Source organism: Sorangium sp. So ce362 (assembly GCF_051519845.1).
Classification (GTDB): domain Bacteria; phylum Myxococcota_A; class Polyangia; order Polyangiales; family Polyangiaceae; genus Sorangium.
This window is the reverse complement of the sequence record NZ_CP150332.1, coordinates 8,152,159-8,167,997: the sequence shown is the minus strand read 5'-3', so window position 1 is coordinate 8,167,997 and position 15,839 is coordinate 8,152,159. Positions and strand designations below refer to the sequence as shown.

General features: G+C 68.6%; 8 protein-coding genes. 3 read left to right on the top strand and 5 right to left on the bottom strand.

The window, feature by feature from the left end:
• The first annotated feature begins 167 nt into the window (after nucleotides 1-167).
• Nucleotides 168-1,712 carry an ISKra4 family transposase gene (locus WMF17_RS31290; protein WP_437643636.1) on the top strand — a complete coding sequence of 515 codons (1,545 nt, stop codon included), beginning with the start codon at nucleotides 168-170 and terminating at the stop codon, nucleotides 1,710-1,712.
• Here the strand turns inward: WMF17_RS31290 and WMF17_RS31285 are convergent.
• The gene (locus WMF17_RS31285; protein WP_437644626.1) at nucleotides 1,646-2,191 is read right to left on the bottom strand and encodes a protein kinase domain-containing protein; all 546 of its coding nucleotides are present in this window, start codon (nucleotides 2,189-2,191) and stop codon (nucleotides 1,646-1,648) included. The genes WMF17_RS31290 and WMF17_RS31285 overlap by 67 nt on opposite strands.
• A gap of 563 nt (nucleotides 2,192-2,754) precedes the next feature.
• Here WMF17_RS31285 and WMF17_RS31280 point away from each other — a divergent pair.
• Nucleotides 2,755-3,765 (top strand): glycoside hydrolase family 11 protein, encoded by a 1,011-nt coding sequence (locus WMF17_RS31280; RefSeq protein WP_437644625.1) that lies wholly within the window; start codon nucleotides 2,755-2,757, stop codon nucleotides 3,763-3,765.
• Between the two features lie 319 nt (nucleotides 3,766-4,084).
• Here WMF17_RS31280 and WMF17_RS31275 read toward each other — a convergent pair whose 3' ends face one another.
• The 4 genes from WMF17_RS31275 to WMF17_RS31260 all read right to left on the bottom strand — a co-directional run bounded on the left by WMF17_RS31275 (nucleotide 4,085) and on the right by WMF17_RS31260 (nucleotide 10,340).
• The gene (locus tag WMF17_RS31275; protein WP_437596860.1) at nucleotides 4,085-4,648 is read right to left on the bottom strand and encodes a helix-turn-helix domain-containing protein; all 564 of its coding nucleotides are present in this window, start codon (nucleotides 4,646-4,648) and stop codon (nucleotides 4,085-4,087) included.
• A gap of 486 nt (nucleotides 4,649-5,134) precedes the next feature.
• Nucleotides 5,135-6,268 (bottom strand): alpha/beta hydrolase family protein, encoded by a 1,134-nt coding sequence (locus WMF17_RS31270; RefSeq protein WP_437596859.1) that lies wholly within the window; start codon nucleotides 6,266-6,268, stop codon nucleotides 5,135-5,137.
• 597 nt (nucleotides 6,269-6,865) lie between these two features.
• Nucleotides 6,866-7,138, bottom strand: coding sequence for a hypothetical protein (locus WMF17_RS31265; RefSeq protein ID WP_437604324.1), 273 nt, complete (start codon nucleotides 7,136-7,138; stop codon nucleotides 6,866-6,868).
• Between the two features lie 274 nt (nucleotides 7,139-7,412).
• Nucleotides 7,413-10,340: an FG-GAP-like repeat-containing protein gene (locus tag WMF17_RS31260; protein ID WP_437644623.1), complete on the bottom strand. Its 2,928-nt coding sequence runs from the start codon at nucleotides 10,338-10,340 to the stop codon at nucleotides 7,413-7,415.
• Nucleotides 10,341-10,652: 312 nt separating this feature from the next.
• On the opposite strand from WMF17_RS31260, the gene WMF17_RS31255 reads away from it, so the two are divergent.
• Nucleotides 10,653-15,803, top strand: coding sequence for an AAA family ATPase (locus tag WMF17_RS31255; RefSeq protein ID WP_437644622.1), 5,151 nt, complete (start codon nucleotides 10,653-10,655; stop codon nucleotides 15,801-15,803).
• The last annotated feature ends 36 nt before the right edge of the window (nucleotides 15,804-15,839 follow it).

The window sequence follows — 15,839 nt, the reverse complement described above, 5'->3', positions numbered from 1 at the left end:
CGCGGGCGAGGCCACATTCGACGGATTGACGATCGTATACTTCGCCACAGGTGATAATTCCGGGCGCGAAAATGCAACGCGTTGAAATTCCACGAATCTGACGTATCCATGGCCTCTGCAAGAGGCCGGTCCCGACAGGCAGGTTGGACCGGCAGGAGGACTTGGTCGTGAGCGCCGCGTACGCCGTTGCAGCAGGTCAGGACCCTTTCGAGAGCGCCCGGGAGCAGGCAGAAGCCATGGAGAAGCATCTTCGGTCATCCGAGTCGATGGAGAGCACGCATGCCGAGCTGGAGGGGTTCGTCGTCGACGAGGGGCGCGAGTACCAGCGGCGGCTCCTCCAGGCCCACCTCGAGCTTCGGGCCGAGCGCGAAAGGCCCGTGGAGGTCAAGGGCGCGGACGGCGTTCAGCGCAAGCATCGACGTCTCAGCAGCAGAGCGCTCATGTCGGTCGTCGGAGAGGTCGATGTGCCACGCGCGGCCTATCAGGCGCCGGGCGTCCCCGGTCTTCATCCGATGGATGCGGCGCTGAGCCTCCCGGACGAGCTCTACTCGCACAGCGTCCGTCGCTACGTCGCCGAGAGCGCCGCCCGCAGCTCGTTCGATGAGGTCGTTGAGGGATTGAGAAAATCGACCGGCGCCGCGGTGCCGAAGCGCCAGGTGGAGGAGCTCGCGGAGCGCGCCGCGCAGGACTTCGATGCGTTCTACTCCACCCGCGCCGTCGAAGTCGAGGACACTCAGGCGCTGCTGGTACTCAGCTTCGACGGCAAGGGGATCGCGATGCGGCGCGAAGACCTCCGACCTGCGACGCGGAAGGCTGCGGAAGCGGGGAAACACAAGCTCACGAAGCGCCTCGCCAAGGGCGAGAAGCGCAACCGGAAGCGAATGGCCGAGGTCGCCACCCTCTACACGATAGACCCCTGGGTCCGCACGCCTGACGACATCGTGAACGACTTGCGCCCTGTGCATGACGTCGCCGCGCAACGGCCGCGGCCGGTGAACAAACGGGTCTGGGCGAGCGTGGAGAAGTCATCGCGAGAGGTGATCTCGGCGGCGTTTGCTGAAGGCCTGCGTCGCGATCCGGAACGCCTTCGGCGGTGGGTGGTGCTGGTCGACGGCAACAAGGACCAGATCACCCTGGTCAAGCGCGCCGCGAAGAAGGCATGCGTCGAGATCACAATAGTCCTCGATATCATCCACGTGCTTGAATATCTCTGGAAGGCCGCGCACTGCTTCTTCGCCGACGGGACCAAGGAGGTCGAGCAGTGGGTGACGTGCCGGCTGCACGAGCTGCTCGCGGGGCGCACGGCCGGAGCCATTGCCAGCACCATCCGGCGCCATGCCAGCAGCCGCGTGGTGGACATGGGGACAGCGGTGACGCTCGATACCTGCATCGGCTACCTCGTGAAGCATCGGACGCTCTTGCACTACGATCGCGCGCTCGCAGCGGGGCTGCCCATCGCCACGGGGGTGATCGAGGGCGCATGCCGCCATCTCGTCAAGGATCGCATGGACCGCACCGGGGCTCGCTGGTCGCTCCAAGGCGCAGAGGCGGTGCTGCGCCTCCGCTCGCTGCGCTCGAGCGGCGACTTCGAAGCCTACTGGGCGTTCCACCTGCAGCAGGAGCATGACCGAACGCACCGTGCACGTTATGCAGGAGGCGATGTCCCCTCACCGCTGCCGCCGCCTCGACCCAAACTGCGCCGGGTGAAATGAGCAAAACGCCCTCGTTCCAGAAGAGCCGCACCCAAATCGAGCAGCGTGACCCCCTCGCACGCCTCGTCCACCAGCACGTTTTGCGGCTTGATGTCCTTGTGCATCACGCCAGCGGCATGCACCCCCTCGAGCACCCGTGACAGGAGCCGGCCGAGCCGCAGCGCGGTCCCGACCGGCAAGCGCCCCTGCTTGGCGAGCAGGCGATCGAGCGAGCCGAGGCCAGGATCCTCCAGCACCAGCGCCGCCGTGCCGCCCTGCTGCTCCAGCGCCCGTGCGCGCGCCACCCCGGGCACCTCGGCGAGCTGCATGAGCGCCTTGCGCTCGTGGATCAGCCGCCCCATCACGCGCGGACTGGGCACCTCAGCCACCGGGATCTTGATTGCCACGCGCGCCCGCGAGGGGACATGGACCGCGCGCCATACCCGTGTCTCGTCGCCGTCGTAGACTACCTTCTCCAGCGTGTAATCCCGCAGCTCCATCGTTTCCCCCCTCGCGTCGTTGAGGGGCGCTGTTATCCGAGCATCATCGTAGTAAAATCATCGTAGTATCGAACGGGGCGGAATGCGACCACCGATCCTCCCCTCCCGCTGGGGAATCTTTCGGGCAACCTCTGCTGCACGGCAAAGCCGTGGCCGTCCCCACGCTTCCCGGCAACCGTGCAGGCTCCTGCTCGCCCCGTCCCCCCGCACCGGTCAACTTGTCAGGCGCTTTCAGGCGATCAGGCGAGCAGTGAAGATAACCAATGCTCGCCATTGTTCGCGCTGGTCCCGGACCTGAGGTGCCGCTCGGTTGCGCGGCCTGCTCGATGACTACGTTGAAAGGCTTGTCGAACGGTCCACCAGCGGGAGGGCGCGCCGCGGCGACGATCGTGAGGTGAGTGGGGACCTTGGTCCTCACTCGGCAGGGTCGGGCGTGACGAAGTGAAGGGAATCTTCGCGCGGTTCTGGAAACTTCTGCCCGATGCGGCAACCCGACGACGAGCTATCCTTCAAACGGTTCGCCTCTCTTGATCAAACTGTGCAGACTCTGGCATGCTCCAGCCATGAAGGTTCTCGTTCCGTCCCGCTGGTCGCTGGGTACCCTCGCCGCTTGCCTCGCTGCCGTGGCCTTCGCGGGCTGTTCCGGCTCCGGGGAGGTGAAGGACGAAGACGGGAGCGGCGGCTCGATCGCAGGATCCACCGGCGGGAGCGGCAGCGGTGGCCAACCAGGCGCCGGGGGCGCGGGCGCTGCCTCCGCTACTGGAGGCGTCACGGGGAGTGGCGGCGCGAGCAGCAGCAGCAGCAGCGGGCTCCCTGGTGCGGGCGGAGCGACGGGTGGAGGTGGCTCCACCGGCGACGGCGGCGGCGGCGGCGGGCCCACGGGCGGCGGCGCGGACACCTGCCCGCCTGCGACACCCCTGACCGGAGGCATGGAGTATTGTTCGAACCGCCGAGGCAATGCGGGCAGGGGTTACGGTTATGAGCTCTGGGCGGAAGGAGGCGGGTCGGGCTGCATGACCGTGCACGGCGTCGACGCCACGTTCAGCGCGGCATGGAACGACGTCGAGGATTTCCTGGCGCGCGTCGGGCTCGACTTCAACCAGACCCAGAAGCACACCCAGATCGGCACCATCTCGGCGGAGTTCGCGCATACAAAGACGGAGGAGGACGGCGGCTTCACGTACATCGGCATCTACGGCTGGACCGTCAACCCGCTGCGCGAGTTCTACATCCTCGACGACTGGGGGAGCCAAAAGCCGGGAGGGTTTTCTTCCGACGGCACGCCGCGGGACGAGGTGGGCACGCTCACTGCCGATGGCGAGACCTACGACGTGTGGAAGAAAACCCGCGTGAACAAGCCGGCCATCACTGGTTCAAGTGAAACGTTCGATCAGTATTTCAGCATCCGTCGGACGGCGCGCACGTGCGGCACCATCTCCGTTTCCGAACACTTCACCCAGTGGGAAAAGTTCGGCCTTCCTCTCGGGAATCTGCACGAGATCAAGCTGTTGCTCGAAGCCCAGTCCAACAGCGGGACAGTCAAGTTCACGACGGCGAAGGTCGTCGTGAAATGAGCGGGCAGGAGAGGACGATTCAACTGTACTTCAGCTGAAACTCGTCGTTTCGAGCGCGGGGCGGGTCCTGCGAGCCAGCCCGGACATCACGGTGCGGAGCCGCGCCTTGCCCCGGCGGGTGTGGTCGAGCGCCCTGTTCGCCCCGGCCATGGAGAACAGCTCGACGGCGCGCCCCTCGAGGAGCTCCCTCGGCGGTGGCGCTGCGCGGTCGGCCGTCGCGTCTGTTCCGCGACGACCGCTCCGTTCATGAGCCCGGTCGGCCGCGTCGCAGCGGGGAGGGCACGCTGCAGATCCAGGGACGAGCTCGGGGAACGCGGTCCTAGGCGGCCGCGCTCCTGCGGCCGGCTGCGCCGTTTCGCCCTTCGGTGAGCTTCGCTTCGTGCTTTGCGACCCACTTGCGGAGCCGCTGCGACAGAGGCGACCGTCCGTTTTCGTAGTTGGCGACCGAGCTGCGCGCGAGGCCGAGCTTTTCGCCGAGCTCGGCCTGCGAGAGGCCGAGCTTCTCGCGAAGCACCTTCAGCGTCGTCGAGCCCGTCGCCGCTTGCGCGCGCGCCGGTGCGCTCGGAGGGGGAGGCGGCGCGACCTCGATCGCGCGCCCGGCCCGCTGCGCGCGCTCGACCACCACCGGCGGCGACTCGGTGCGGGCGCCTTCCGAAGCGGTGCGCCGCGCGACGGTCGCTCGGACGCTCCTCGCGCTCCCCGCGAACTTCTCGCCGCAAAACGGGCAATAGTCGAACGCGAGGACCTTGCCCGAGTCGGTGCGGAGCTCGACTCCTTGGATCGAAGCTGGAAGCCCTTGCGCGCGGCGCTCCTCGCTCGACCACCCGTAAACGAGCGTGAGCCCGGGCTCCTCTTGATTCACCGGCAGACCGGTCTGACTCATCGGAAGGCAGACCGTCCTGCCATCGCGTGTGCACTGTCGTCCGATCATGGGCATTGTCGTCTCCTCGTTCGAAGGGGGTGCGGGCGCAGGCATACCCGGTCGAACCTTTGCGCAGTACTGTTCACCTGTCAAGGTTGAACAACGGAGCGCGCGAGGCGCAGCCTGGGCGAGGAGGAGCGCGCGAGGCGCAGCCTGGGCGAGCAGGAGGCGATGATGTAGGACAAGCCGCGCCGCGCGTGCGTCTGCTGGCGCCGGCCTGTCCCGCTTGCGGTCATGGCAGCTTGCAGCCTCATGGGGCCAGCCCGTGGAGGGCGGGGGCGGCCCCCTGGCCCCATGACCCTGCGACGGGGGGGGCGCCATGACCCTGCGACGTGACAAACAGCTTATCCACGCATCGACCGGGCGCCTTCACGCCACGGCTTGCGGGGCCCTCCTTGTCGGTCAACCCGCCCTGCTCCTCGGAGCAAGGCGGGTTGGCGATCCACTCTAGGGCAGATTGGCAGAAGAGATATTCCAGCTTCTGTCGCTGCAGAAGCGGCAGCTCGCGCCGACGAGCATGCCCTTGCCGGTGGCCGATTGGTCGCCCTTGAGCCACCAGTTGAGCCACGCCAGGTTGACCTGAGTGAACTCGCCGCCGTTCCGAGCCCACAGATCGCCCCCATGATCCGCGCCGACCTTGGCGAACATCATGACCGGGATATCACCCTGGGCGGCGATGTTCTCGAAGTCTCTCGCGCCGTTCTCGTCCGCGCCCAGGCTATCCTCGGTGCCGGTGACGATCAACACGGGTGTATGAATCGATTTGTAGAATGCCTGATTCGCCGAGAAAGAGCCGCTGCTCGTGTGTCCCCAGGTCGTCATTCTGGGATCTGCGGCGGTCCCCGCCGCCATCAAGCCGCCGCAGGAGAAGCCGTTCGAGGCGACCTTCGTGGTTTCGATACGCTGGTAGTAGGCGCTGCAAGGCTTCCCGTTCTCAGCGATCACCCAGTCGACGTAGGCGAGCAGCACGTCGCCTCCGCCCCCGAGCTCGCGGTTGGGCTCCGTGTTTCCCGGTGTCCCGTCCGCCACCACGAAGTAGCCATGCGAGGCAATTTCGGCCATGGCCGCTTCAGTCGCGAACCCGTCTCGCGAACATCCGCCCTGCCCCCAGACGAAGATCGGATACTTGGCGTCCCCACCGAGATCCGCCGGACGGAAGATAGTTCCCTGGTTGATGCCCGGGTCTGGGTTCGTCTCGACGACCACCTCATGAGGGCCGCTCCCCGACACGTTTCGGCGAACCGGCTGTGACTCGGTGCACGTGCCGGTGAAGCCGCCGCCGCTGCCGTCGCCCGAGCCTCCGTTCCCGCCCGCCATTTCCCCGCCGCCGGCAGGCGATCCGCCGCCCGAGCCGGAGGGCTCGGACGCTCCGGTCGTGTTCTGTGAGCCACCCGACCCCGTGGGTAGAGACCCTCCGGTGGCGCCCGCCTGCTCGCCGCCCGAGCCGCTCACGCTCCCTCCTGTGGCCGCCGAGGCTCCGCCGCTTCCCCCAAGGTTGCCGTCGTCATTCAAGCCGCCGCAAGCGCCGACAATCATGCCCAGCGCGGCCCAGGTGACAGCCCAATTCGATTTGGTCTTCATAGCGATTCCATATTTCATCGAGCGATCGAAGAGAGGGGCCCCATTCGCGTCTCTCCGCGATTCGAGTCGCTGGTAGACAAGTATGACCCCGAGGCGTCGCCCTCGATCCGATTCATACTATGAATATTCATCGCGACCCGGATGCGGCAGCGTCCGGCCCGGCGCCGACCGGGCGAGGTTGATTTGATCTTGCCATCCTCCCGTGGTGCTGACGGGGCAGATGTACACGGGCCTTCAGGCGCCCCACGGACCCCGGCGACATGCCGTCGATCGCCCAAGCAAAAGGATGCACCTCCAGGCAAATGTGAGCGTTAACATATTGGATGTCAATGCCAATCGACCGGCCTGCGGCTGTCCTCGAGCCCGAGGGAGGACGAGGCGAGCGGGTCTCCTTCGGAGCGCCGCGTCGAGCGAGGGTCCGTCCGGAGCGCCGCGTTCAGCGGGGTGGGCGCAGGATCGCGATCTTCGCCGGCCCGCTCGACTGGCGCAGAGGCGATGTGATCATCGACGTGTGTGTGCGTTCACAAATGTGCGATGGGACGGAATGCGCTCGCGGCGCGGTGCGGGGGAGCTCGCGTTCGGGGAGGTCACGGTTCTCTATGTCACCCGGCGCGTGCAGCGTGGCCGTACGGTGGGACCGGTGATGCCGCGAGCCCTCGACCGCGGGCGACGCGGCGGCGCAGGGCGCCCCGCTGGGCCACACACCTGCTGCTCGATCGCGCTCAGCTCCGTCGTCCCGAGCGAGGGGCGCACGCGCCTGTCGCGGGCGTGGTTCTTCGCCGCGTTCCGCGCGATCGTGTAGGCGAAGGTGCGTAGCGAGCACGCCCACGCGAAGGTCGGTAGCCCGCGCAGGATGCGCTCGCACCACAGCGAGAAGACGTCGTCGGGGTCCTCCTCGGGGCGGAGGAGCGCGGTCAGGAAGCCGAGATCTCGGGCCCGTCGCCGCGAATGGCGAGCTCGGCGGCCCGCGTGACGGCGCCGCTCTCGCAGCGCTCGCGGACCTCGCGCTCGAGGTGCTCTCGATCGACGGACATCGTGGCGCCGAGGATGTCACCGTCCGCCGACCTTCCGCGGTCGACGATCCCGCCGCCATGCGACGGCGCTCATCGTGCTCGTGATCGAATCCTCGACCGTGGACACCGCTTCACGGCGCGAGCGCGCACCAGAGGCCGTCCGACGCGCGGCCGCACAGGTCGGCGCGGCCGTCGCCGTCGACGTCGCCGAGCTGCACCGTCGCGCCGTACCGCGCGGCGAGCCACCCCTGGGCATTGCCGAAGGCGCCGAGCGACGCGGGGCGCGCCGCGCCGAAATCGAGGCGGTTCGACATGGCGCACAGCGCGCCGGAGGCGCCGCGGCCACAGAGGTCGGCGTCGCCGTCGCCGTCGACGTCGCCGAGGCCGAGGCTCCCCCAGTGGCCCGGCGCCGCGCCGAACTCGGACGCGTCGCCGTAATCGGGCGCGCCCCCGCGGCTGTACGACCAGACGTGCGGCCGCACGAACCCGGGGCCGGAAGCGCTCGCCACGGCGCACACGACGCCCGACGGCCCGCGGCCGCAGGCGTCCGCCGCGCCGTCGCCATCGATGTCGCCGAGCTGGATCGTGGCGCCGTAACGCTCCGGCAGCCAGCCGTTCGCGTCGGACATCTCGGCGAGCCAGAGCGTCGCCGCCCCGAAGCTCCCGGCGGTCGTGTTGATCGCGCAGCGCACCCCGTCGGCGCCGCGGCCGCAGACGTCGGCGTAGCCGTCGGCGTCCACGTCGGCGAGGTGGATCGAGCGGTAATGGCTCGGTGCGTCGGCGAACCCCTCCGCGTCGGAGAAGCTGTACGTCCACCAGACGTCGCCGGAGATCACGAAGGCGTCGCCGGCGGCGCTCGCGACCTGGCAGAGGATGCCGTGGATGCCGCGGCCGCAGACGTCGGCCTTGCCGTCGCCGTCGATGTCGGCGAGCTGGATCGTGTTGCCGTATCTCGCGGGCTGCCAGCCGTTCGCGTCGGAGAACTCCGTCGTGTACCGCTGCGCGGGGAGGAACCTGCCTGCGCCGTCGCTGCGCGCGCAATACACGCCGTCGGCGCGCCGCACGCACGCGTCGGCCTTGCCGTCGCCGTTCACGTCGCCGAGCCGGACCGTGCGGGTCGTGGACTCGCTCGTGCCGATCTGGGCGTCCGAGAAATCGTTGCCGGACGACCAGCGCGTGGGCGCCGAGAGCTGAATCGCGAACCGCTGCGCCTCGCCGCCATTGCAGTCGATCATCTGCACCGGCGTGCCGTTCGCGGTGTTGCCCCCGGCGACCGCGAGGCACCTCCCCTGGAGGCCGCGGATCTGGCCGCCGTCCAGCATCGTCCACACCTGGCCCGCGGTCTCGGCGCAATTCTCGAGCACCACGAGGGCGCCGTTCGCGGCGGCGCCGCCGGCGACGCCGAGGCAGCGCCCGCCGATGCCGCCGATGCGGTCCTCCGCGACGGTCCATCTCTGCGCCGAGGCCGTGGAGCAATCGGCGAGGACCACGGGCGCGCCGTTCGACGTGCCGCCGGCCGCGAGGCATTTGCCCCCGAGCGCGCCGAGGCGGCCCGAGACGCCCGCGATCGCCGAGCCCACGTACCGGCGCCGCGCCCAGGCGCGATAGTCGGGCTTGTCCGGGTCGCAGGTGGTCCCGGTGCCGCACGCGCTCATGTCCGTGCAGGTGAACCGGTCGCATTGCGCATACCACCGGAATGCGTCCCACGTGATGTCGAACTCGGCGTCGGAGACGTTCGCCTGCTCGCTCGAGATGTCGTAGCCCCGGTAGGTCTGGAGCGCGTGCCCGGCGGCGTAGACCTGGTGCGCGGCGAACGCGAACATCGATGTGTAGTAATGGTCGGTGTGGTCGCCGGCGTGGCCGTGGTCGCTGTTCAGCGTGCCGACGCGGCTCGCGCGGAAATCGGACATCAGGCGCGAGAGGACGGCGACGAGCTCCTCGCGGGTGTAATCGACGGGGACCGCGCCGGCGGGGTCATCGTCGGTGCGGTCGACCCGCGGCACGGTCGGCGCGCCCCCATTCCAGAGGTCGCTCAGGAGCGCGGAGTCCGGGTACGATGGGAGCCGCAGGAACACGAGCCCGACGCGGCCGGCGCTCCCGTCGAGCGCGCAGCGCACGAGCTCCTTGCCCAGCACCGCGGCCTCGGTGCAGCTCCAGCCATTGGCGAGGCCGGCCATCGCCGCATACGCGGCCTTCATCCCGGCCTCCCGCTCGTCCATGACGGGCAGGCCATTGCCGCCGAGGCCCGCGGTGACGTAGACGGTCTGCACGAAATTTCCCGCCTGGATCGAATCCGCGATGTCGGGGTTCATGAAGAGCAGGTCGTCGTCCTGGTGCGCGACCACGTAGAGATCGCGCTCGGGCGCGGCGAGCGCCTCCCTGGCCGTCGTGGCGACGCTCTCGCGCTCCACGAAGAAGATGTTCTGGGCGTCGCTCTGCCCGGAATAGAGGCTGTCCAGCGTGGTGTCGGTGAGCGTGCGGACGACGACGGGCGGCGCCCCCGGATCGATGCGGCGACCGGCGCCGGATCCGGCCCAGATGCTCACGGTGGCGCTGTGACGGCCGCTCGCATTGGCGGGGCCGAAGACGTACCGCGCGAGCCACGTCTGCTGCGTGGTCCCGGCGATGGCGCTCGTCGGGCCGGCGTCGTCGACGAGCAGGCCCGCGGGGCTCGACGTGTCGAAATGGAGGCCGTGGTGCTGGTGGGCGCTCGTCCAGGAGCTGACGCCCATGGGCACGTGGTACGCGTAGCCGACGGGGGGCGCGGCCATGCGCCCGGTGACGGCGATCCACCGGGTGGCGTGCGCGGCCGACAGCGGGGCCGCGAACCGGCGGCGCCAGTAGCCGTGGGTCTGTGCGAGCTCGCCGCCCGCCCGCGCGAAGGGCCAATCGTCCGTCCAGCCGACGGCGCCGCCCGCCTCGCCGTCGTGCTCGTCGTAAGCGAGGATCTCGGCGCGCGCGCTGGCCGGGGCCGCCGCCGCGGCCAGCAGTGCGCCCAGCGCCGTCAGGATCCGCGCCGCCTTGGTCCACAGGTGTGCTCTCGAATCGATGCGAGTCATGGCTCCGCTCCTCGGGTGAGGCCGGCCCTCCGCCGGCGTTCCCCCAGGCAAGCCCGCGCCGGCGCGGGTGTGAACCGAAATTCGACACGCCGGCGGAGCCCCGGCGCGAGGCACCGGCCACGGCTCCGTCGAGCATGACGCCTGGGCGAGCGCGTGCGGCCCGGGTTCCATCCGGACCATGCCCCGGCGATCGTCGCGATCTTCTCGATGTTCGAAGCAACGCCGGCCATGACGGGGGCGGAGAATGTTATACCTCCTCGGGGGAGGCGGGGTCCTGCTGCCACTGCCGAGGCTGCCTCTCCCAGCGCCTGCATGACGAGCCCGTCTCCTCCCTCTTCCTACACGATCTGCGAGACCGTTTACGAGGGCCGCGGCACCGCCGTGTACCGCGCCATTCGAAACGCCGACGGCCATCCGGTGGTCCTCAAGGTGCTCGACCCGAGGAGCTGCCGGCCGAAGGACCTCGACCGGCTCAAGAGGGAGTACGAGACGGGCAAGATGCTCGACGTGGGAGCCATCGTCAGGCCCCTCGCCCTCGAGACGTACGATGGGGCGCTCGCCCTCGTCATGGAAGACTCCGGCGCTGAGCCGCTCGATCGATTGCTCGGCGCGCCGATGGCGATCGGCACGTTCCTCGAGCTCGCTATCCGCATTGCGGGGGCCGTCTCCGACATTCACCAGCGAGGCGTCGTTCACAGAGACCTCAAGCCCGCGAATATCCTGGTCATTTCTGCCACCGGCGCGGTGAAGATCGCCGATCTCGCGCTCGCCTTGTGGCTCCCCCGCGAACAGCAGGCCGCGGAGCCAGCACGCCTCATCGAGGGGTCCCTACCTTACATGTCGCCCGAGCAGACGGGGCGGATGAACCGTGGGATCGACAGCCGCAGCGATCTGTATTCCCTGGGGGGCACGTTCTATCAGATGCTCACGGGGAAGCTTCCATTCGATGCCCGCGATCCGCTGGAATGGATCCATTGTCACATCGCCCGCGCGTTCGCGGCTCCCTCCGAGGTGGTCTCCGAGGTGCCCGAGGCGGTCGAGCGCATCGTGATCAAGCTCCTCGCGAAGATGCCCGAGGACCGCTACCAGACGGCCCGCGGCCTTCGCCATGACCTGGAACGGTGCTTCGAATCATGGCGCTGCGGTGGCAGCATCGAGCCCTTCCCGCTGGGCGAGCAGGACGCGTCGGGCCGCCTGCAGATCCCGCAGAAGCTCTACGGGCGCGACGAGGCGATCGCGGCGCTGCTGCGCGCCTTCGAGCGCGTTGTCGACACCGGATCGCCGCAGCTCGCGCTGATAGCCGGCTACTCCGGCATCGGCAAGTCGACGCTGGTCCACGAGCTGCACAAGCCCGTCGCCCGCGAGCGGGGGTTCTTCGCCTCGGGAAAATTCGATCAGCACAAGCGCGATATCCCTTACTCCACCATCGTCCAGGCCGTTCAGGAGATCGTGCTCGAGCTCCTCGCCGACAGCGAGAGGATCGCGGCCTGGAAGCAGCGGTTGCTCGAGGTCCTCACGGTCAACGGGCAGCTCATCGTGGACCTGATCCCGCAGCTCGAGCTGGTCATCGGCCCGCAACCGCCGGCTCCCGAGCTGCCGCCGGTCGAGGCGCAGAACCGGTTTCGCATCGTCTTCCGGCACTTCATCGGGGTGTTTGCCCGGAAGGAGCACCGCCTCGTGCTCTTCCTCGACGATCTCCAGTGGGCCGATTCGGCGAGCCTCGGGCTCCTGCAGGATCTGGTGACGCACCTCGACACGGGTCATCTCCTCGTCATCGGCGCGTATCGCGACAACGAGGTGACGCCCTCGCACCCGCTCATGACGGCGCTGGACAAGGTGAGGGGGGAGGGCGCGCGCGTCCGGGATATCGTGCTCGGCCCGCTCTCCCGCGAGCACCTGTCCATGCTCGTCAGTGAGCTGCTTCAATGCCGCCCTGCGGACGCCGCGCCGCTCTCGGCCCTGGTCCACGAGAAGACGGCCGGCAACCCGTTCTTCGCGATCCAGTTTCTCATCGCCCTCTACGAAGAGCGGCTGATCGAGCTCGACCCCCGCGCGGGCGCGTTCCGGTGGGACATGGCGAAGATCCGCGCCAAGGGCTTCACCGACAACGTGGTCGACCTGATGGTCGACAAGCTCGCGCGGCTCCCTGCTGGCACCCAGGAGGCGCTGAAGCAGCTCGCCTGCCTCGGGAACGCCACGGAGGTCGGCGTCTTGACGATGGCGTGCGGCCGCTCGGAGGAGGAGCTGCACGCGGAGGTCTGGCAGGCCGTCCGCGCGGGGCTCGTCCTCTGCCACGAAGGCACGTACAGGTTCCTCCACGACCGCGTCCAGGAGGCGGCCTATTCGCTCATCCCGGAGGATCTGCGGGCCGCAGCGCACCTCAAGATCGGCCGGCGCCTCGTGTCTCATCTGCCCGCCGGGGCCATCGAGGAGCGGGCTTTCGACGTCGCGAACCAGCTCAATCACGGCGCCCACCTCATCACCGATCCACGCGAGAGGGAGGCGCTCTGCCGGCTCAACCTCGCGGCAGGGATCAAGGCAAAGGCTTCGGTCGCCTACGCTTCGGCGCGCATCTATCTGGCGCAGGCGGCGTCTCTCTTGCCACCGGACGCCTGGAGCGCTCGGTACGAGGACACGCTCACGCTCTACCTGGAGCTCGCCGAATGCGAGTCCCTCGCCGGCAACTTCCAGCCGGCCGACGCCCTGTTCGATCGGATCCTCCAGGACGCCCGCTCCAGGTCCGACCGGGCCAGGGCCCACCGGCTGCGCATGCGGCTCTACCAGATCGCCGGACGGCACCGCGATGCCATGACGGTCATGATCGAGGCCCTGCGGCTCTACGGGGTGGCGCTCCCGGAGGCCGACGAGGAGATCCAGGCGGCCGTGGAGGCCGAGATCCGGCAGGTCCCGGACGCCCTGCGCGGGCGTCGCATCGCCGATCTCGTCGATGCGCCCGTGGCGACCGACGAAGACGTGCGGGTGTTCATCGGCCTGATCGCCGAGTCGTGCCCCCTCGTATTCTCCGTGCGACCGGCGCTCTGGCCGCTGCTCACCGCCAAGGGGGTGAACGTCTCCCTGCAGCGCGGACACGCCGAGGAGTCCTCTTTCGTCTACAGTTGTTACGCTGGCGTCATGGTGTCCATCCTCGGGGACATCCCGTGCGCGTTCCAGTTCTCCGAGATGGCGCTCAGGCTGAACGAGAAGTTCAAGAGCGTCACGGCCATGATGAAGGGGAGGCTGCTCTTCCACCACGCGGGCGTCATCAGCATCTGGTACAGGCACTACGCGACGAGCCTCCCGCTCCTGGATAAGGCATTTTCCGATTGCCTCGATGTCGGAGACTTCATATTTGCAGGTTACTTGACGTACAACATGGTGTGGCTTGTTCTGGAGAACGGCGACCCGCTCGATCACGTCATTGACGTCGCGCGGAAGTACGCCGCCTTCGCCCGGCAGACCCACAATGACGTCGTGTACCACGTGGTCCGGCTCGAAGAGCAGCTCGCGGCGAGCCTGAAGGGAGCGACGCGGGCATCCACGAGCTTCAACAGCGGCGGCTTCGACGAGGACAGCAGCTTCGCGATCCTCGAGAAGGCGGGCTTCGGCCTCGGGATCGCCGCGTATCATATCATGAAGCAGATCGCGGCGTTCATGCATGGACGTCACGCTGAAGCGCTGGAGTCCGCAGCCCGCGCCGCGCTGATGCAGGACCAGCTGGCGTCCCTGGCCATGGGGGCGGCGCACCGCTTCTACTACGCGCTCACGGTGACGGCGCTCCACGCGCAGGCGCCGGCCGAGCAGCGGCAGCAATTGGCTCGGACGCTCGAGGAGCAGCTGCAGAAGCTGAGGCACTGGGCCGACAGCTGCCCCGAGAACTTCCGGAGCCGCTACGCCCTGGTCTCCGCCGAGGCCGCCCGCATCGAGGGCCGGGATCTCGACGCGATGCGCCTCTATGAAGAGGCCATCCGCTCGGCGCGCGAGAGCGGCTTCGTCCACGATGAAGCGCTTGCCTACGAGCTCGCGTCTCGGTTCTATCGAGCGCGAGGGTTCGAGTGCTTCTCCGATACGTACCTGCGCGAAGCCCGCTCGTGCTACGTGCGCTGGGGGGCCGACGGCAAGGTGAGGCAGCTCGAACAGCTCTATCCGCAGCTCCTCGAGCGACGGCCGCTCGCGCCCACCGCCACCTTCGCCGCGCGCACGGACCTGCTCGACGTGCTCTCGGTCGTCAAGGCGTCGCAGACGATCTCGGGCGAGATCCTCTTCGAGAAGCTCTTGCGAACCCTGCTCGAGTTCGTCCTCGAGCAGGGAGGTGCCCAGAAGGGCTGCCTCCTCCTCGTGCGGAACGGCGACCTGACGATCGAGGCGGAAGCCGCGATCGAGGAGCGACAAGGGACCGTGACCAAGGTTCTACAGTCGTTGCCGGTGTCCTCCTCCCAGCTCATCCCTGCCTCGATCCTCCACTACGTGCGGCTCACCAAGGAGCGCGTGCTCCTCGATGATGCCGCCGCGAAGGCGGGCAGGTTCTCGGGGGACGAGTACATCGTCCGGCACAATCCGAGGTCGGTCCTCTGCGTTCCGATCTCGCGGCAGGCCGAGGTGATCGGCCTGCTTTACCTCGAGAACAACCTCACCACGCACGCGTTCACGCCCGAGCGGCTCCTCGCCCTCGAGCTGCTCGCCACGCAAGCGGCCATCTCCCTCGAGAACGCGCTCTTGCTCGCCAGGGAGCGAGAGGCGCGGGCGGCGGCAGAGGCCGCGGAGAGGCGCACGGCGTTCCTCGCCCACGAGCTGAAGACACCGCTGACAGGTCTCCATCTGAAGCTCGACACGCTCACGCGATCGATCAAGCAGCAAGAGACGGTATCCTCATCCTGGTTGTCGTCGTCCCTCACGTCGTTCAAGCGTCAGCTCGGTCGGCTCAGCCTGCTGATCGACAGCCTGCTCGACCTCTCGCGCGTCCAGGTGGGGCGGCTCGCCCTGACGCGTGAGCCGGTGGACCTGACGGCCCTCGTGCGGGACGTCGTCGGGAGGCTGAGCGAGCAGGCCGATCTGGCTGGATGTGCGCTCCACGTGCAGGGGGAGCGCGCCGTCTGGGGCCAGTGGGATCGGCTGCGGCTCGAGCAGGTCGCGACGAACCTCTTGACGAACGCCATGAAGTACGGAGCCGGGAAGCCGGTTCGGATCGTGGCCGACGCGGACGGGGCCGTCGCTCGCCTCTCGGTCTCCGATCAGGGCATCGGGATCGCCGAGGCCGACCAGCGGCGCGTGTTCGAGGCGTTCGAGCGCGCGACGGGGCTTCATCAAGCGCAGAGCCTCGGGCTCGGGCTGTACCTTGTTCGGGAGATCGTGCGAGCGCATGGAGGGCGCGTGGATCTGCACAGTCAGCTGGGCTCGGGAACGACGTTCCTCGTCGAGCTGCCTGTCGAGCCGGAGGGCGAGCTCGGCCTCGCGCAGGCGTCCTGAGGAGACCCCCGCGCGTGGGCGCTGCGCCGCCGCGTC